General features: G+C 29.4%; 16 protein-coding genes. 12 read left to right on the top strand and 4 right to left on the bottom strand.

Going from position 1 to position 18,136, the window contains the following annotated elements:
- Positions 1 to 31 precede the first annotated feature (31 nt).
- The 6 genes from bmpA to QIA27_RS02370 all read left to right on the top strand — a co-directional run bounded on the left by bmpA (position 32) and on the right by QIA27_RS02370 (position 6,270).
- Entirely contained in the window at positions 32 to 1,051 is a 1,020-nt protein-coding gene (bmpA, locus tag QIA27_RS02395; RefSeq protein WP_301353684.1) for a nucleoside ABC transporter substrate-binding protein BmpA, read from the top strand.
- Between the two features lie 86 nt (positions 1,052 to 1,137).
- Complete coding sequence (gene bmpB / locus QIA27_RS02390; RefSeq protein WP_301353683.1) at positions 1,138 to 2,163, top strand: nucleoside ABC transporter substrate-binding protein BmpB; 1,026 nt, start codon at positions 1,138 to 1,140, stop codon at positions 2,161 to 2,163.
- A 103-nt stretch (positions 2,164 to 2,266) separates the two neighbouring features.
- Positions 2,267 to 3,691, top strand: a complete 1,425-nt coding sequence (locus QIA27_RS02385) for an MGH1-like glycoside hydrolase domain-containing protein (RefSeq protein ID WP_301386352.1) — start codon at positions 2,267 to 2,269, stop codon at positions 3,689 to 3,691.
- Positions 3,692 to 3,744: 53 nt separating this feature from the next.
- Positions 3,745 to 5,109 carry a magnesium transporter gene (mgtE, locus tag QIA27_RS02380; RefSeq protein ID WP_301386351.1) on the top strand — a complete coding sequence of 455 codons (1,365 nt, stop codon included), beginning with the start codon at positions 3,745 to 3,747 and terminating at the stop codon, positions 5,107 to 5,109.
- Positions 5,110 to 5,159: 50 nt separating this feature from the next.
- Positions 5,160 to 5,579 (top strand): HIT family protein, encoded by a 420-nt coding sequence (locus tag QIA27_RS02375; RefSeq protein WP_301353680.1) that lies wholly within the window; start codon positions 5,160 to 5,162, stop codon positions 5,577 to 5,579.
- Positions 5,580 to 5,607: 28 nt separating this feature from the next.
- The gene (locus tag QIA27_RS02370) at positions 5,608 to 6,270 is read left to right on the top strand and encodes a hypothetical protein (protein ID WP_301403546.1); all 663 of its coding nucleotides are present in this window, start codon (positions 5,608 to 5,610) and stop codon (positions 6,268 to 6,270) included.
- Positions 6,271 to 6,280: 10 nt separating this feature from the next.
- Here QIA27_RS02370 and QIA27_RS02365 read toward each other — a convergent pair whose 3' ends face one another.
- Genes QIA27_RS02365 through pdeB form a run of 4 tightly spaced genes read right to left on the bottom strand, consistent with a single transcriptional unit; the run spans position 6,281 to position 9,802 of the window.
- Positions 6,281 to 6,754, bottom strand: coding sequence for an S-ribosylhomocysteine lyase (locus tag QIA27_RS02365; RefSeq protein ID WP_301403545.1), 474 nt, complete (start codon positions 6,752 to 6,754; stop codon positions 6,281 to 6,283).
- Positions 6,751 to 7,929 carry a methionine adenosyltransferase gene (gene metK / locus QIA27_RS02360; RefSeq protein ID WP_301403544.1) on the bottom strand — a complete coding sequence of 393 codons (1,179 nt, stop codon included), beginning with the start codon at positions 7,927 to 7,929 and terminating at the stop codon, positions 6,751 to 6,753. Before metK ends, QIA27_RS02365 begins: the two co-directional genes overlap by 4 nt.
- Positions 7,926 to 8,639, bottom strand: coding sequence for a 5'-methylthioadenosine/adenosylhomocysteine nucleosidase (locus QIA27_RS02355; protein ID WP_301353676.1), 714 nt, complete (start codon positions 8,637 to 8,639; stop codon positions 7,926 to 7,928). The genes metK and QIA27_RS02355 overlap by 4 nt, the downstream gene beginning before the upstream one ends.
- 23 nt (positions 8,640 to 8,662) lie before the next feature.
- The gene (gene pdeB, locus QIA27_RS02350) at positions 8,663 to 9,802 is read right to left on the bottom strand and encodes a cyclic di-GMP phosphodiesterase PdeB (RefSeq protein WP_301403543.1); all 1,140 of its coding nucleotides are present in this window, start codon (positions 9,800 to 9,802) and stop codon (positions 8,663 to 8,665) included.
- Between the two features lie 126 nt (positions 9,803 to 9,928).
- Between pdeB and QIA27_RS02345 the strand changes: the two genes are divergently transcribed.
- From QIA27_RS02345 to QIA27_RS02320, 6 genes are read left to right on the top strand one after another with little or no spacing between them, the layout of a single operon-like run.
- Positions 9,929 to 10,696, top strand: a complete 768-nt coding sequence (locus QIA27_RS02345) for a hypothetical protein (RefSeq protein ID WP_301353673.1) — start codon at positions 9,929 to 9,931, stop codon at positions 10,694 to 10,696.
- A gap of 12 nt (positions 10,697 to 10,708) precedes the next feature.
- The gene (gene gltX / locus QIA27_RS02340) at positions 10,709 to 12,181 is read left to right on the top strand and encodes a glutamate--tRNA ligase (protein WP_301403542.1); all 1,473 of its coding nucleotides are present in this window, start codon (positions 10,709 to 10,711) and stop codon (positions 12,179 to 12,181) included.
- 17 nt (positions 12,182 to 12,198) lie between these two features.
- The gene (locus tag QIA27_RS02335) at positions 12,199 to 13,536 is read left to right on the top strand and encodes a glycine--tRNA ligase (protein WP_301403541.1); all 1,338 of its coding nucleotides are present in this window, start codon (positions 12,199 to 12,201) and stop codon (positions 13,534 to 13,536) included.
- On the top strand, positions 13,533 to 14,750 hold the full coding sequence (gene tyrS / locus QIA27_RS02330; protein ID WP_301353668.1) for a tyrosine--tRNA ligase: 1,218 nt from the start codon (positions 13,533 to 13,535) through the stop codon (positions 14,748 to 14,750). Before QIA27_RS02335 ends, tyrS begins: the two co-directional genes overlap by 4 nt.
- Positions 14,751 to 14,760: 10 nt before the next feature.
- A complete protein-coding gene (locus QIA27_RS02325; RefSeq protein ID WP_301353667.1) occupies positions 14,761 to 17,055 on the top strand; it encodes an AAA family ATPase in 2,295 nt (764 codons plus the stop codon).
- A gap of 17 nt (positions 17,056 to 17,072) precedes the next feature.
- Positions 17,073 to 18,131, top strand: a complete 1,059-nt coding sequence (locus tag QIA27_RS02320) for an NAD(P)H-dependent glycerol-3-phosphate dehydrogenase (RefSeq protein ID WP_301403540.1) — start codon at positions 17,073 to 17,075, stop codon at positions 18,129 to 18,131.
- The last annotated feature ends 5 nt before the right edge of the window (positions 18,132 to 18,136 follow it).

The following is an 18,136-nucleotide window of genomic DNA, read 5'->3' as shown; positions in this document are numbered from 1 at the left end:
GATATAGCTTTATTTGAAAGGAATGTATTTTATGAATAAATTGTTGTTATTGATTTTGTTTGAAGGTCTTGTTTTTTTATCTTGTAGTGGTAGGGGTAGTCTTGAGAGTGGAACCCCTAAGGTGTCTTTAATAATTGATGGAACTTTTGATGATAAATCTTTTAATGAGAGTGCTTTAAATGGTATAAAAAAAGTTAAAGAGGAATTTAAGATTGAGTTTGTTTTGAAAGAGTCTTCAACAAATTCTTATTTATCTGATCTTGAGGGGCTTAAAGATGCAGGTTCAAATTTAATTTGGCTTATTGGATATAGATTTAGCGATGTGGCTAAGATTGCTTCTTTGCAAAATCCCGAGGTGAAATATGCAATTATTGATCCTGTTTATTCTAACGAGCCTATTTCTGCAAATTTAGTAGGCATGACTTTTAGAGCTCAAGAAGGCGCGTTTTTGACAGGTTATATTGCTGCAAAAGTTTCTAAAACAGGTAAAATTGGATTTTTAGGGGGAATAGAGGGAGAGATAGTAGATGCTTTTAGGTATGGATATGAAGCTGGTGCTAAGTATGCCAATAAAGATATAAAGATATCTACTCAGTATATTGGTAGTTTTGCTGACGTTGAAGCTGGTAGAAGCGTTGCAACCAAAATGTATTCTGATGAGATAGACATTATTCATCATGCTGCAGGTCTTGGAGGAATTGGTGCTATTGAGGTTGCAAAAGAACTTGGTTCTGGGCATTACATTATTGGAGTTGATGAAGATCAATCATATCTTGCTCCCGATAATGTTATCACATCTACAACTAAAGATGTTGGTAGATCTTTAAATATTTTTACATCTAACTATTTAAAAACTAATACTTTCGAAGGTGGTAAATTAATAAATTATGGCCTTAAAGAAGGAGTTGTAGGGTTTGTAAGAAACCCCAAAATAATTTCCTTTGAACTTGAAAAAGAAATCGATAGCCTTTCTAGTAAAATAATCAATAAAGAAGTTATTGTTCCATATAATAAAGAAAGCTATGAAAAATTTCTTAAAGAATTTATTTGAATAAAGAATCAAGTTATATTTTTTATTTTTAAGTGTAAAAAGCGCATTGATTTTGTGTGAATGATGGGAATGGAGAAGTGTTCTATATGAAGATTGTAATTTTTATATTAGGCATCTTGTTGGCTTCTTGCTTGGGTGGAAATGGAATAGAATCTGGTTTAAGTAAAATTAAGATATCTATGTTGGTAGATGGTATTCTTGATGACAAATCTTTTAATTCTAGTGCTAATAAGGCTTTATTGCGCTTGGAAAAAGATTTTCCAGAAAGTATTGAAAAGGTTTTTTCTAGGGATGCTTCTGGTGTTTATTCTAGTTATGTTTCAGAGCTTGATAATTTGAAAACGAATGGTTCGAATTTGATTTGGCTTGTGGGGTATATGCTTACGGACGTTTCTTTATCGGTTTCATTAGAGAATCCAAAAATTAGCTATGGAATAATAGATCCTATTTATGGTGATGATGTTCGGATTCCTAAAAATTTGATTGGTGTTGTTTTTAGAATAGAGCAAGGTGCTTTTTTAGCTGGCTGTGTTGCGGCTAAAAAAAGTGTTTCTGGTAAAATAGGGTTTATAGGAGGAGTGAAAGGCGATATAGTAGATGCATTTCGTTATGGCTATGAAGCCGGCGCAAAGTATGCTAATAGGGGTATAGAGATTGTAAGTGAATACTCCAATTCTTTTTCTGATGTTGATATTGGTAAAGTCATAGCTAATAAAATGTATTCTAAAGGAATAGATATAATTCATTTTGCAGCTGGTTTGGCAGGGGTTGGTGTTATTGAGGCAGCAAAAGAACTTGGTGATGGTTACTATGTTATTGGATCTGATCAAGATCAGTCTTATCTTGCTCCTAAAAATTTTATTACCTCTGTTATAAAAAATGTTGGCGACGCATTATATTTGATTACTAGTGAATATCTTAAAAATAATAATGCTTGGGAAGGTGGAAAAATTGTCCAAATGGGATTAAGAGATGGTGTTGTTGGTTTATCTAATGCGAATGAATTTGAATACATAAAAGTTCTTGAAAGTAAAATAATCAATAAAGAGATTGTTGTTCCTTGTAATCAGGAAGAATATGAAATTTTTATAAAACAAATATTAAAGTTATAGGCTTTTTAAATAAAAAGATTTTAATTTTCTAGTTTTTAATTATGTTATATTTATTGTGTTATAATAAGTAGAAGTAAGTTTCTATTGTTTAGGGGATTTAGCATTGAATAAAAAAATGTTTCCCAAGATTTACTATTATGATCAGGATTTTATTGATATTTATAACAAAAGTTTATCTTGGATTCAAGACAAGGTTGTTTTACAAAAAATTGCTGATAAGGGCAAAAAAGATAAAAATTATTATTCGGAGAATTGCAATTATATAGATCAAATGCAAGCTTGTATGTCAAGCTTTTTTCTTGTCTATAGCAATGGGGAATATTCATCTACATCTGCGATTGATAAATTTTATCAGCTGCAGGAAGAATCTGGTGCAATCAGAGCTAGATATGACAATAACAATGCTATTATTGATCTGGATGAGAATGAAGAGAATATTGGATTTCCTATTTTTGCATGGGCTGAATATAATTTGTATCATAAAACAGGAAATAAAAAGAGAATTTCTGAAGTTTTGCCAATTCTTGATAAGTATTATAAGTGGATAGAGAGCAAATTTTTAAAGGAAAATGGTCTTTATTCAATTGACGTAAATAAAATTTTTTATAAAAACTCTCCAAGGGTAAATGCACACTATCCTGTAGATTTTAATTCATTGCAACTTCATAGTGCATATTGTATTTCTAAATTAGCAGACATTTTAAATGATAAAAATTTATCACTTGAATACAAAAAACGATTTTTTTCTCTTAAGGTCAAAATTAATTCTTTAATGTGGAGTGAAAAAGATGGATTTTATTATGATCTTGATGTTAATGAAAATATTCTAGAAATTAAGACAATAGTCGGGTTTTTTCCAATGCTTTCCGAGATTCCCAGTGAGGACAGAATAGAGAGAATGATTTTTTATTTAAAAAGTACTAAGCACTTTGGGACTCCAAATCCTTTTCCAACTCTTTCTGTTAGTGAGCCGGGTTTTAGTGAGGATGGCAATGGATACTATGGCTCAGTTTATACTTATATGAATTTTTTTGTGATCAAAGGTCTTGAATATTGTGGTCGTGCAAATATTGCAAGAGAATTTACTATAAGGCATTTATATTATATATTAGACACTTTAATGCCGTTTAATAAAATTCAAGGACACATTTGGGAAGCTTATAAGCCTATGCAAGAAGGGCCTGCATATTTTGATTCTAATAAAAAAACTTATACTGAGAAAAATCTTATTTGCTATCTTGCTCTTTTTAGCATTAGTTTGATGATAGAAAATATTATTGGGCTTACAATTAGTTTGCCCGATAAAACTGTATATTGGAATATACCCACTCTTGAGATTATGGGGATAGAAAGCTTATCTCTTAAGAAGAATCAAACCACAATAATTTGTAATAAAGGGAAAAGAGGTTGGGAAATAAAAATGGAATCCGAAAAGCTTTATTATTTTACAATAAATATATTAAATAAAAAAGAAAAAACCCTTCCTATCCCTTCGGGAAGATGTTCTATGTTGTTGGATAAGCTTTGATGAATTGGATTCATTAAATGTCTTGTAAAATTTAAATTTTTGGAGGCCTTTTAATGATAGATATTGATGAATTGAGAATTTTTCTTAAAGAGAAGAGTTACTCTAAAATTAAAGAAAAATTTTTAAAGCACGATTCTTTTGACATTGCTGAGGCTCTTAAAAGACTTAATGGATCTGAGCTGATTTTACTCTATAGATTTTTGCCCAAAAAAATAGCAGTTGAAACTTTTTCTAATTTTGACCAATCTACAAAAAATAAATTAGCAAATTCTTTTACAAATAAAGAAATAAGTGAAATGATCGATGAGCTGAATCTTGATGACGTTATTGATCTTTTAGAAGAGGTTCCTGCAAATGTTGTTCAGAGATTTTTAGCAAGTTCTACAGAAGAGAATAGAGAAATTATTAATAAATTTTTGTCTTACAGTGATGATTCTGCAGGATCAATTGTAACAATTGAGCATGTTGAACTTAAAGAAGATTTCACTGTTGGTGAGGCTCTTGACTATATTAGAAGGGTAGCTAAAACCAAAGAAGATATTTATACTTATTATATTACAGATGATGAAAAGCATTTAAAAGGAGTGATAAAAATTGAAGATTTAATATTAGCCAAAGATGATGTCATTCTGTCATCAATAATGAGAAATAGTGGTTTTTATATTGTGGGAGTCAATGATGAGAAAGAGGATGTTGCACTTCTTTTTCAAAAATATGATATTACCAGTGTTCCTGTTGTTGATAACGAAGGGAGAATGATAGGTGTTATTATTATCGATGATATTTTAGAAGTTATTCAATCTGTAAATACCGAAGATTTTCAAATGATTGCGGCTGTTAAACCTTTAGACACCTCTTATCTTGATACTTCTATTTTGGTTATGACAAAAAATAGGATAATTTGGCTTTTAGTTCTTATGGTATCTTCTACTTTTACAGCTACAATTATTTCAAATTATCAAAATTTAATGTTGTCTTTAGTGGTTTTGGCTAGTTTTATTCCCCTTTTAATGGATACTTCGGGTAATGCTGGTTCTCAGGCATCTGCGTTAATAATTCGTGAGCTTGCTCTTGGTACTATTAAGGTAAAAGATTTTTTTAAGGTCTTTTTAAAGGAAATATGTGTTAGTATTCTAGTGGGGGTAATTCTTGCTAGTGTTAATTTTTTAAGAATTGTATTTTTTGTAGCTCCACAGCATGCTGATAAGCTGAAAATAGCGTTTGTAGTTTCATCTTGCTTAATGGTAAGCTTGACAGTAGCAAAGATATTGGGAGGTCTTTTGCCCATTGTTGCTAAAATTTTCAAGTTAGATCCAGCACTTATGGCAGGTCCTTTAATCACTACTATTGCAGATGCTATTACTTTGATAGCTTATTTCAATATAGCAAAATGGGTTTTAGTTAGTTATGCTGTTTAAATTTCATTTAAATATGTTAATTGTTATTTTTTTATAATAGGACATTTTTAATGTATAATTGCATTTTTTGTAAAATAGTAAACAAAGAGCTTTCTAGTTATAAAGTTTATGAGGACGATTTGGTTTTAGCGTTTTTGGATATTAATCCTTTAACCGTTGGACATACTCTTGTTATTCCTAAAGAACATAGTGAAGATTTATTGAATATGGATGATAAATTTAACGAGAGAATTTTAAGAGTGTGTAAAAAAATTTCGAATGCTTTAAAGAAAATAAATTCAAGCATTTGTAGTGGAATAAATATTTATTCTTCTTTGGGAGCTGGTGCGGGGCAAGAGGTTTTTCATACCCATTTCCATGTGATTCCAAGATTTAAAAATGATGGTTTTGGTTTTAAGAGAGGTAATAAACTTGATCTTGAGGTTGAAAAATTTAAAGAATTGTCTATGAAAATAAGTATGAATATTTAAATTTATTTTGCCCCCAAAAGGATTCTTTATGAGAAGAAATTTTTTTTTCTTTTTTGTCTTTATGCTTAATGCATTAAGAATTTATTCAGGAATTCCTGGGTATCTTAATATATACAATGGAATTGGGGTTGGTGTTGATAATTTTACTCAAGATTTATTCTTCTATGAAAGACTTAGGTATCAGTTTTTCAGCGGACTTGGTGTTAATGTTTCTCAAAATTTCGCATTCGGTGGAGAATTTAATTTAGATATTAAATTTTTGCCAAGCTATACTCCTTACACCAAAGAGATTATGTTTATTTTGGATAATCAAGCATATTTGAAGCGCTCTCTAAATTATTTCATAATAAAAGATGTTTCAATATCAATGAGAATGTATGGCAATTATTTCTTTTTACCTTATACCCCAATGTTTAGTTTAATGTTTTTTACAGGTTTAAAATTTTCATATATTGATGCTAAAATTCGTTTTAGAGGTTCAAATGATTGGGCATTACTGAATAATGTTGTTTTAGGATTAGACATTGGAGCTAGAATTAATATAGATTTTATTTTTTTGGAATATACAATTTCTCCAATTTTTTATAATAAACTTTTACTTTTAAATCAAATGCATAAAATAACCCTAGGCTTTATTTTTCAACTTGACGTAGCAACAAAAAATGACAGCGAGATACTTTCTATTTTGTAAATTTTATTAGTTAGGGGTATATTAAATTTTCTTCTTTGATATTGTTTAATATTTGCAAGTATTTAGAGGCCTCATATTTAGCCATATCAAGGTTATGTTCTTTGTAATTTCCGCATTCTTTATGACTTGCGCCTGGAATGGGCTCTGAAAAATTTACAATTTCGGAAAAAATCCATGATATTAAGTCAATAAGATCTTTACTTTCATGGTTTCCAAAAATTATTAAGTAAAAACCAGTTCTGCATCCCATGGGACCAAAATATAGTATTTTTTCGGCCCAAACTTCATTATTTCTAAGTAAAGTAGCTCCTATGTGCTCTATTGTATGTATTGCTGCGTTTTCAATTATTGGTTCGATGTTGGGAGCTTTGATTCTAATGTCTATTGTAGTAAATATTACATTTTCAAAGGTGTCTTTTCTTGAGACATATATTCCAGGGTTTAATTTTGTATGGTCTATTGTAAAGCTTGTTATTTTTTTCATTTTTTTAGTACCGCTTGTATTTTTTTTACAAAATCTAATTTTTCCCATTCAAATTCATTTTTTCCAAAATGTCCATAAGTACAAGTTTTAAGATATATGGGTTGTTTTAGTTTTAATTTTTCAATTATACCATTGGGAGTTAAATCGAAGTTATTGACAATGAAATCTAATATTTTGTTTGCATATTTGGGATCATTTATTCCTGAAGTTATTTGAATAGATATTGGGTTTTCAATTCCAATTGCATATGCAAGTTGTAGTTCAAATTCTTTAGAAATTCCGGCTGCTACCATATTTTTTGCGATATATCTTGCCATGTAGGCAGCTGATCTGTCTACTTTTGTGGCGTCTTTCCCGCTGTATGCTCCTCCTCCGTGTCTTGCAAATCCTCCATAGCTATCGGCAATAATTTTTCTTCCTGTAAGACCCGTGTCTCCGGTAGGTCCTCCAATTACAAAATTTCCAGAAGGATTAATGCAATAATTAGTATTTTCATCAATCATTGACTTGTCTTGAATGGTGGGTTTAATAATTTCTTCAATTATTGTTTGTCGTATTAGTTTTTGGGAGATATTTGGATGGTGTTGGTGAGAGACTATAATATTTTTTATTTTCACGGGGTTTCTGTTTTTATCGTATTCCATAGTGACTTGAGATTTTGAGTCGGGTCTTAACCATTCTATTGCTCCTGATTTTCTAAGATTGCTGGCTTTTTTTAGAATTGAATTGGCGAGTTCATAAGGAGCAGGTAAAAAATTTTTTGTTTCATCGCAAGCATATCCAAATATTATTCCCTGATCACCTGCTCCAAGGGTATTAGATCCTTTTTTTTCAATTGCGTTTACAATGTCACGTGATTGATTGCCAATGGCGTCTATTACCGTTATTGTTTTGTAATCAAGCCCATAATCAATATTTGTATAGCCTATATCTTTAATGATGTTTTTAGCAATTTCTTTTATATCTATGGTTTTTTTTACAGGACTATTTATTTCTCCTGCTATTACTACTAAATTTTGTGCAATTATGACTTCGCAAGCTACTTTTGCATTCTTATCCAATTTTAGTATTTCATCAAGGATGGCGTCAGAGATTTGGTCTGCAATTTTGTCTGGATGTCCCTCAGATACAGCTTCAGAAGTTAAAGTTTGGTTAGCTGCTATTATTTTATTCATATTAGCCTAATAAGTTCCTTTGTCATTTTGCTCGAATTTATTGATGATTGTTTTAAAAATTTATTAAAGTCTACATGGTTGTCTTTGTTGTTTGGTAAATCGGAAATTGAACGAATTATTATGAATGGTATTTTAAACATATGTGCCACTTGAGCTATTGCAGCTCCTTCCATATCTACAGCTAAAGCATCTGTGAAATTTTTTTTAATTGTCTCAAGATTTTTTTCATTGTCAACAAATTGATCTCCTGTTAGTATTAAACCAATATGGATATCAATGTTTAAAAGCTTGTTGTCAATAATATGGACTATTTTTTTTAATAGTTCTTCATCCGCTTTAAACTTTTGTGGTAAATTAGGGACTTGTCCTATTTTGTGCCCAAATTTGGTTAAGTCAAAGTCATAGTATGCTGTTTCTGAGGATACTATGATATCTGAGATTTTAAGATTAGAGTTTTCTTTTATTCCACCAGAACTTCCAGAGTTTATTATATGCGTGATCTTGTATCTAGATATAATTTGATTGCTCCAAGTTGCTGCGTTAACCTTTCCAATTCCTGTAGTTAAAGATATTACATCTTTTCCCAAAATTTTTCCTTTATAATTTTTGTTATTTTCCAAGTAGCCGTTTAATATAATTTCTTCTTTGTCATCAATCATTTTATTTATTTCTTCTGATTCTTCTTGCATAGCTGATATGATTAAAATCATACTTTTTCTCCTTTAATGTGTTCTTATATAATATCTGTTAAAGAATGTTTATTTTTAATTAATTCTATTTCATTTTGATTGAGTATTTTTTTTATTCCTGTGTTTGTGTTTGGTATAGACTGAACGTTAGATTGCTCATTTTTGTCTACAACTTTTCCATTTTTTATTATGTAGTTTATGTATGGGAGATTTGGGTTAGAATCATCTATATCTACTATTTTGGCTATAGAATTGTCATTAAGCTCTACAATAAAGTCTAAAGGGCAAGAAGATATTGCATTGATTATTAACTTTAAAACTCTCTTGTCAAATTTTTTGTCAGCATCTTTAATTAATTCAATAATAGATGCCCCAGAATTAAAAGATTTTTTGTATGCCTTATCTAAAATGATAGCAGAATAGGCGCTAGCAGCTCCTATTATATTTGATTCTATGCTAATGTTTTCACTTGTCAGTCCTTTAGGATAACCTGTTCCGTCTAGATTTTCCTTGTGTGTTAAAAGCGTTAAACATATTGATCGTGACAAATTGCTCGTTGAAGCTACTTTATAGCTGATTATGGGATATTTTTTTATTATGTCTAGTTCTTCGTCAGTTAATTTTTCTTTTTTTTCGCTGATTTTTGATGGGATAAATAGAAATCCTATTTTATGTAAAAGAGCAGTACTACAAAGTTCTACTGTTTTGTAGTTATTTAGTCCCATTTCATTACCAAGGGCTACTGTTAAGATAGCTGTATTTACTGAATGAATAATATGATAGTTTGCAGAAAGCTTAGGAATTCTAAAATATTTGATAAAAATTTTTTTCTGTTTCTTATAAAATTCTATTACTTTTTTTACAGTAGGTATAATATCTTGATAATATATTTTTTTATTTCTTTTGAAATTTTCATAAATTTCTTCCAAGTTGCTTATTATTACATGATAACTAGAAATAGCCTCTTCGTCGAATTTTTTGTGTATTTCTTCATATTCTTTTTTAACAGAATCATCACTGAAAAAATTTGTTCTCTCTTTAATGTATGATTTTAGGTTCCATTTTTCAATAAGCTCAATGTTTTTGTCTCTAATAAATGCATTCTCAGGCCAAACTAAAAATTCCTTGTCTATTAAATATGATGAATTTTTTATATTTTTGATAATGCTTTCTAGATTTTGCATTTATTTCCTTGGAATTAAGCTCTAATAACCATGTATATCATATTATTTATTAATTGTCTATCTATTAGTATAATATACTTATTATATCTCAATTTTTGAATTAAGCTTTTTTTTAAAGAGATTTTTATGGTAGAAAAAATACGCTTAGGCTTTAATATTATATTTCTTGGATTATTTGTTTATTTTCTGACAATTTTAAGATTTCAAATGGAATTAAACTTTATTTTGTTTAATTACCAATTTATTGTAATTTATTTTTTACTAGTGATTGTTTTTAATGTTATTTATTCCCAATATTTTTCTTCAAGATTGTATTTTATTTTAAATGGGATGGAAGATACATTTACTTTTTTAAAGCTTAAAATGGTTCGTAAGAAGCTTAAAAGTGTTTTTGAAATATCTATTCTTCTTAGGTTTATTTTAATAAAACAAGACAAAAAAAGTCTTGATGAGCTTTATTTTTATTTAAAAGACAATAGATTAAGACATAAGACAATAATAGAGCTTTATTCCGTTCTTATTAGTTTTAGAGAGAAGGAGAAGGCTTCTAGCTTGATTTTAAATTATAAGTTCAGTAGAAACAAGTGGGTAAAATATTGCGAAGCTCTTAGTATGTTGTCATTTGAAGAGCATTTAAAGCTAAAAGAGTTAGTAAATTTTTTAGATAAGTTTTTTTTAAAAAATGATATTTTTACTATTTATTTTTATTATTTATTGCGAAAATCAAAAATATCTTTTGATTTGCTTGAAAGCAAGAAAATTGAGATTAGAAATCGATATTATAAATTTAAAAATAGGATAGATTCTAAGCATACAAGACTACTTGGTTCGAATTTGTTTTTTGTTGTTTTTTATTATATTTATGATTTTTCTAAAAAAGATGTTTTTTATTGAAGGAGTTGTTTTTTGAGTATAAGAGTTCGTTATGCGCCTTCTCCAACGGGTTTGCAACATATTGGTGGGATTAGAACAGCTTTGTTTAATTATTTTTTTGCAAAGTCTTGTGGGGGTAAATTTTTACTTAGGATTGAAGATACAGATCAGAGCAGATATTTTCCAGAAGCAGAGAATGATCTTTATTCAAGTCTTAAATGGCTTGGTATTTCTTTTGACGAAGGTCCTATTGTAGGGGGCGATTATGCACCTTATGTTCAGTCGCAAAGAGGCGCAATATATAAGCAATATGCTAAATATTTGATTGAATCCGGGCATGCTTATTATTGTTATTGTAGTTCTGAAAGGTTAGAAAGGATTAAAAAAATTCAAAATATTAATAAGATGCCACCTGGATATGATAGGCATTGTAGAAATTTAAGTGATGATGAAGTTGAGAATGCACTAATTAAAAAAATCAAGCCTGTTGTCAGATTTAAAATTCCTTTAGAAGGAGATACTAGCTTTGATGATATTTTGCTTGGAAAGATTACATGGTCGAATAAAGACATTAGTCCTGATCCTATCATTCTTAAGTCAGATGGACTGCCAACCTACCATCTTGCGAATGTTGTTGATGATTATTTAATGAAAATTACCCATGTATTAAGGGCTCAAGAATGGGTTTCTTCAGGTCCATTGCACGCGCTTCTTTATAAGGCTTTTAAATGGAAGCCGCCTATTTATTGTCATCTCCCAATGGTTATGGGAAATGATGGTCAAAAATTAAGCAAAAGACATGGATCAACAGCTTTAAGGCAGTTTATTGAAGATGGGTATCTTCCAGAGGCTATTATTAATTATGTTACTTTACTTGGTTGGTCTTATGATGATAAGAGAGAATTTTTTTCAAAAAATGACCTTGAGCGATTTTTTTCAATTGAGAAGATCAATAAATCTCCTGCAATTTTTGATTATCATAAGTTAGATTTTTTCAATAGCTACTATATTAGAGAAAAAAAAGATGAAGATTTATTTAATCTTTTACTCCCTTTTTTCCAAAAAAAAGGGTATGTTTCCAAGGTTAGTACTTTTGAGGAGAATCAAAAATTAAAATTATTAGTTCCTCTTATAAAGAGTAGAATTAAAAAGCTAAGCGATGCTTTAAATATGACCAAATTTTTTTATGAGGACATTAAATCTTGGAATTTAGATGAGTTTTTAAGTAGAAAAAAAACAGCTAAAGAGGTTTGTTCTATTTTAGAGTTAATAAAGCCTATTTTAGAAGGATTTGAAAAAAGATCATCAGAGGAAAATGATAAAATTTTTTATGATTTTGCTGAGAGCAATGGTTTTAAATTGGGAGAAATTCTTCTTCCTATTAGAATTGCAGCGCTTGGCAGCAAAGTCTCTCCGCCGCTTTTTGATTCTTTAAAATTACTAGGTAAGTCTAAAGTTTTTGAAAGAATAAAATTGGCACAGGAATTTTTAAGAATAAATGAATAGTTATTAAGGATATTTTTATGGTTAGAATGGAAGAAATTATTTCTCTTGCAAAAAGAAAAGGGTTTGTATTTCAGTCTTCAGAGGTTTATGGAGGTCTTTCGGGAGCTTGGGATTATGGTCCTTTGGGAGTTGAGCTTAAAAAAAATATAAAAAAAGAGTGGTGGAAGAGCATGGTGTACTTGCATGAAAATATTGTAGGCTTAGATAGTGCTATTTTTATGCGACCTGAAGTTTGGAAAGCATCTGGGCATATTGATGGTTTTTCGGATTCTATGATTGATTGCAAAGATTGTAAAAGTAGATTTAGAGCTGATTTTGTTGATTTGTCAAAAAATTGTCCAAATTGCAAAGTTGGGAATAATTTTACTTCTCCAAGAAGTTTTAATTTAATGTTTAAGACTCATATTGGAGTAGTAGAAGACAGTTCTAGTGAGATTTATTTAAGGCCTGAGACAGCACAAGGAATTTTTATTAATTTTAGGAATGTTTTGGATTCTTCAAGGCTTAAGATTCCTTTTGGAATTGCTCAAGTAGGTAAAGCGTTTAGAAATGAAATAGTTACTAAAAATTTTATATTTAGAACTTGTGAGTTTGAGCAAATGGAAATGCAGTTTTTTGTTCATCCCAAGCAAATAGATGAATGGTTTTGCTATTGGCAGCAAAATAGAATGAATTTTTTTGTAGAAACTCTTAAAATTAGGCCCGATAGATTAAGATTTAAAGCTCATGATTCAACACAACTTGCTCATTATGCAAAATCCGCATTTGATATTGAGTATGAATTTCCATTTGGATTTCAAGAAGTAGAAGGTATTCACAACAGGGGTAATTATGATTTAACTCAGCATTCTAAATTTTCTAACAAACCCAAAATATTTGAGTATCATGATTTGTTGACAAAAGAGAGATATGTGCCTTATGTTATTGAAACTTCTGCTGGGCTTACAAGGTCTGTTTTAATGACTCTTTGTGATGCTTATACTGAGGAGGAACTCTCAGATGGAGATAAGCGTATTGTTTTGCGATTACACCCTAAGTTGGCTCCTTACAAAATTGCTATATTTCCTCTTGTTAAAAAAGTCGAGCTTATTGAAGTTGCCAGAAGGATTTATATGGAGCTTTGTGATGATTTTCATATATTTTACGATGACAGCGGAACAATAGGTAAAAGATATAGACGTCAAGATGAAATAGGAACTCCTTATTGTGTAACAGTAGACTACAACACTATTGAAGATGAAACAGTTACTGTTAGAGAAAGAAATAATATGACCCAGAAAAGAATTGTTATTAATGACTTATATTCATACATTAAAACAGAGATTTTAAATTACAAAGAGGATTTTAATAAATGAATCTTGCTTTAAATCTTTTACATAAGCGTGGATTTTTAAAGCAATGTACATCTTTGAAAGTTTTAAGTGATTTAATGGATAGAGAAAAAATAGTTTTTTATGCAGGAGTTGATGCAACATCTAGTTCTCTTCATATTGGTCATTTGATTCCTTTTTTAGCGATGATGCATCTTAGACAACATGGTCACATGCCAATTGTTTTGATTGGAGATTCTACAACAAAAATAGGCGATCCTTCTGGAAAAAGTGAGATGAGAAAGATTTTATCTTCAGAAGAGATTAGCAAGAATGCTTTGTCAATAAAAAATCAGCTTAAAAGAATAACAAAGTTTAGTTCAAGATGTTTTGTTCATAATTCAAATTGGTTAGACAATCTCAATTATATTGAATTTTTAAGAGATATTGGTATTCATTTCTCTGTTAATCGTATGTTAAGCTTTGAAACTTATAAAAGAAGGCTAGATGTTGGACTTTCATTTATTGAGTTTAATTATCAGCTTTTGCAGTCTTATGATTATTATATGCTTAATAAGCTTAAAAATTGTCGACTTCAAATTGGTGGTGATGATCAATGGGGAAATATTATCTCAGGTGTTGACTTAATTAGAAGAAAATTTGGAACGGAAGCTTTTGGGCTTACCTTTCCATTAATTACAAGAAGTGATGGAAAAAAGATGGGTAAATCAGAAAAAGGTGCTGTTTATCTTGATTCTAGTCTTTACAGTATTTATGATTTTTATCAGTATTTTAGAAACACTTCAGATTCTGATGTGAAAACTTTTTTATACCTTTTTACTTTTTTAGAAGAAGATGAGATTGAATTAATTTCAAATTTTAAGGGAAATTCCTTAAATAAAGCCAAAGAGATTTTAGCTTTTGAAATAACTAAAATTGTTCATGGAGAGGCGGAAGCCTTGAAAGTTCAAGAGGCATCCTTTGCTGCATTTAGAGGTAGGGGAGATAGAAGTAATATTCCATTTTTTAAATTTAGCTTTTCTAGTTTAGAAGAAGAAGTATTATTGATTAATTTAATGCTAGATTCAAAAATTGTGCCCAGCAAGTCAGAAGGTAGAAGATTGATTAATTCTGGAGGAGTGTATATCAATGGTAAAAGGGTAGAAGATCAGAACCATTGCCTTACTAGAGAGGATTTTAATAACAATGAAATTGAATTAAGAGTAGGTAAAAAAAATTTTTTACGAATTGTTTTATAGTTGATTTTGAATGTATGACAGAAGAGCTTTAAATTGTTTGTTTTTTAACACGTTTTTGTTTTTCATGGAGTCTAAGCATCTTGTTTTTACAGAAGAACACATTTTTTATGGATTGATTAAAAGCGATAAAGTTAAAGAACTGCTTAATTTGTGCACAATTGACTTTGATAAACTTAATAAACAGTTAGAAGAATTTTTTAGCAAGCTCCCCTTAAGAGACAATTATATCCCAGATTATGTTTCTAATATGGATTATTTGTATGACGATATAATTAGTGTTCTTTTTTTTTATAAAAAACCTTATAAAATACAAGAAAAAGATTTATTGTGGGTGCTTGTCAAAAAAAGAAAAAATAGCATTTTAGATACGTTAGTTAATTCAGGTTTTAATTTGACTATTTTTGACAAACTTATTGAAGTTCATGATTATTTGGCTTTAAATACTAAATCCGATTCAGGCTATGGTAGTGAATTAATTGAAGAATATATTCATAATAATGCGCCAAAAAGTAAAGGAGGCTTTCATATTTTTGAGGACAATCGTGATAAGTTGGATCAAAATAATATTTTCTTAGAAAATAAAGACTCTATTGGTAATTTTTTAACAAACGTTATTGATACTTTGGATTTAAAGTGCAACCCTTTAATTGGTAGAAAGCAAGAATTGTCTCGGTTAATCCAGGTAATACTTAGAAAGCATAAAAGTAACCCTATTTTATTTGGAGAACCTGGTGTTGGGAAAACAGTATTAATTCAAGGTCTTGCATATAAAATAAAAATAGAGAATGTTCCAACGGATTTAATAGGGTATGAAATCTATTCTCTTGATATTGGTAGGCTTATTTCAGGCACTAAATATAGGGGAGATCTTGAGAGTAGAATTAACAGGGTTTTAGATTTTTTAAACTCAAGAAAAAAAGTTATTCTTTTTATTGATGAGATCCATATGATAGTGGGGGCAGGGGCTACCTCATTTGGTAGCATGGATATTTCTAATTTGTTGAAGCCTATTCTTACTTTGGGAAAAATCAAATTTATTGGAGCTACCACAGAATATGAATATAGAAAATTTTTTTTAAAAGATAAGGCTTTAATGAGAAGGTTTCAAAGCATAGAACTCAAAGAGCCCAATTTTGACGACACCTATAATATTTTGCAGGAGATTAAAAAAGATTATGAAAAATATCATAATGTAGAATATACAGATGAGGCAATACAAGCTTGCATTGTTATGTCTCAAAAATATATTAAAGATAGATTTCTTCCAGACAAAGCTTTTGATATTTTAGATGAACTAGGTTCTAAGTTTAAGCTTGAAAACATAAAAAGGATTATAACAAAAGATGATGTTTGTGATCTGATTAAGTCCGTTGTTGGTTCTAATATTTTTAATTTTGAAGAGTATGATAGTGAATTGTTGATTAATTTAGAAAATAGAATAAAAAAAGAGCTTATTGTAGATGATAACTTGGTATTTGATTTGATATTAAATATTAAATTATTAAAATTTAATTTGCTTGCTAATAGAAGTACTATTGGCATATTTGCCTTTATTGGCGCTTTTGGGGTTGGAAAATGCAAATTGACGAATATTTTATCAGAAGAGTTTAAAATTCCAAAATTTAGTCTTAATATGGGCGAATATGGAGATTTTAATGCTCTTGATAGATTGATTGGCCCCGTTTTAAGTAATGAGGGGTATTATGAATCTACTGGATTTTTCAAATTTTTAAACAAATCTTCTAATTCTATTATTTTTCTATCAGATTTTGATAAATGTAATAAAAGGGTTTTAGATTTTTTTTTGGAAGGGTTTAAAACAGGTATACTTTTTGATGGTCTTGGGAAAAAGGTAAGTTTATCAGAAAGTTTAATAGTAATAAGTGTAAATGCTGAGAGCAATGAGCTTAATAGCATCGGCTTTAAAAATAAAATGGCAGAGGGAAATGATTTTAATTTTATGCTGAAGAAGAGATTTCCCAATGAACTTTTGGAGTTAATAGATCATGTGTTTGTATTTAAATCTATTGAAGAATTAGATTTTGAAAAAATTATTCTTAATGAGCTTAATCGTTTTGTGAGGATATTGAGAGATAGAAAATTTGATGTTTTTTTTGAAAAAAGTGTTGTTGATTATATTCGGGAAAAGATTTATGGGAAAGGTTATGGATTAAAAAGTGTTAAAAAGTTTATATTCAAAGAAGTGGGCAAGCTTTTAATAGATGAAATTCTTTTTAAGAAAATTGAAAATTTTGGTAAAATAAAGATCTATTTAGATGAAACAATAAAATATGAGTTTTTATAAGGTTATAGGGAGTATTTATGAAAATATCAGTAATAGGAGCAGGCGCTTGGGGGACAGCTATTGCAAAATCTTTGGCAGATAAATTTGATTTTAATATTTTTTTATGGTCTTTTGAAGAAGATGTTAAGAATTGTATTAATAATGATAATGTTAATACCAAATATTTAAAGGGAATTAAATTGCCAAAAAATTTAGTTGCAAGTTCAGATTTGCTGGAGGTTGTATCGAAGTCTGATTATATTTTCATTGCAACGCCGTCTCTTTTTACTGTTGATATTTTTAAAAAATTGGATCAATTTTTCCATTCTTTGGAGATAAAGCCAAAATTAGCAATACTTACAAAAGGATTTATTACTTTTAATGGAAAAACTCAGACAGTTGTTGAAGCTGTTGAGAGAGTTGTGAAAGGATATAAAGATGAAATTACCTATATTGTTGGCCCAAGTCATGCTGAGGAAGTTGGACTTGGTGTGATAACAGGACTTGTTGCTGCTAGCAATAACAGAGAAAATGCAGACTTGTTTATTAATTTGTTTAGTAAAACCCCGATTTCTTTGTTTTATAGCAATGATGTTTTTGGGGTGCAAATAGCAGCAGCTTTAAAAAATGTGTTTGCAATTGCATTTGGAATTTTAGATGCATATAAATTGAATTATCCTGATTTGATAGGTAATAATACAGAATCATTTTTATTTTCAATGTCCTTAAATAATATGAAGGATATTGCAATTGAGCTTGGGGGAGGAAATATTGAAACATTTTTATTTTTGTCTGGTTCAGGTGATTTAGATGTTACTTGTAGAAGCATGTTTGGAAGGAATAGACGATTTGGTAATGAAATTGTTAGCAAAAACATTTTAGAAAGCTTTTTTAGTATAGATGACTTGATAAGCAATATTGAAAAAATTGGATATTTGCCAGAGGGAGTTTTGGCTGCTAAATCGATTTTTTCCCTTTTTAAAGAATTAAATCGCGATCTCAATCCCAATAGCTTGTTAAGTGTTATATATAAAATTTTAAATAAAGAGTTGGGGTCTGAAGCTATTATTAAATACATGAGAGATGTTGGACAATAAAATAA

The organism is [Borrelia] tanukii (assembly GCF_030439725.2).
In the GTDB taxonomy this organism is placed as follows: Bacteria; Spirochaetota; Spirochaetia; order Borreliales; family Borreliaceae; genus Borreliella; species Borreliella tanukii.
The sequence above is the reverse complement of the archived record's forward strand: the minus strand, read 5'-3'. Positions and strand labels throughout refer to the sequence as shown.

Excerpts from the sequence above, each read along its gene's own strand:
- bmpA (WP_301353684.1), top strand. The coding sequence starts at position 32 with ATGAATAAATTGTTGTTATTGATTTTGTTTGAAGGTCTTGTTTTTTTA.
- bmpB (WP_301353683.1), top strand. The coding sequence starts at position 1,138 with ATGAAGATTGTAATTTTTATATTAGGCATCTTGTTGGCTTCTTGCTTG.
- mgtE (WP_301386351.1), top strand. The coding sequence starts at position 3,745 with ATGATAGATATTGATGAATTGAGAATTTTTCTTAAAGAGAAGAGTTAC.
- QIA27_RS02375 (WP_301353680.1), top strand. The coding sequence starts at position 5,160 with ATGTATAATTGCATTTTTTGTAAAATAGTAAACAAAGAGCTTTCTAGT.
- QIA27_RS02370 (WP_301403546.1), top strand. The coding sequence starts at position 5,608 with ATGAGAAGAAATTTTTTTTTCTTTTTTGTCTTTATGCTTAATGCATTA.
- QIA27_RS02365 (WP_301403545.1), bottom strand. The coding sequence starts at position 6,754 with ATGAAAAAAATAACAAGCTTTACAATAGACCATACAAAATTAAACCCT.
- metK (WP_301403544.1), bottom strand. The coding sequence starts at position 7,929 with ATGAATAAAATAATAGCAGCTAACCAAACTTTAACTTCTGAAGCTGTA.
- QIA27_RS02355 (WP_301353676.1), bottom strand. The coding sequence starts at position 8,639 with ATGATTTTAATCATATCAGCTATGCAAGAAGAATCAGAAGAAATAAAT.
- pdeB (WP_301403543.1), bottom strand. The coding sequence starts at position 9,802 with ATGCAAAATCTAGAAAGCATTATCAAAAATATAAAAAATTCATCATAT.
- QIA27_RS02345 (WP_301353673.1), top strand. The coding sequence starts at position 9,929 with ATGGTAGAAAAAATACGCTTAGGCTTTAATATTATATTTCTTGGATTA.
- QIA27_RS02335 (WP_301403541.1), top strand. The coding sequence starts at position 12,199 with ATGGTTAGAATGGAAGAAATTATTTCTCTTGCAAAAAGAAAAGGGTTT.
- tyrS (WP_301353668.1), top strand. The coding sequence starts at position 13,533 with ATGAATCTTGCTTTAAATCTTTTACATAAGCGTGGATTTTTAAAGCAA.
- QIA27_RS02325 (WP_301353667.1), top strand. The coding sequence starts at position 14,761 with ATGTATGACAGAAGAGCTTTAAATTGTTTGTTTTTTAACACGTTTTTG.
- QIA27_RS02320 (WP_301403540.1), top strand. The coding sequence starts at position 17,073 with ATGAAAATATCAGTAATAGGAGCAGGCGCTTGGGGGACAGCTATTGCA.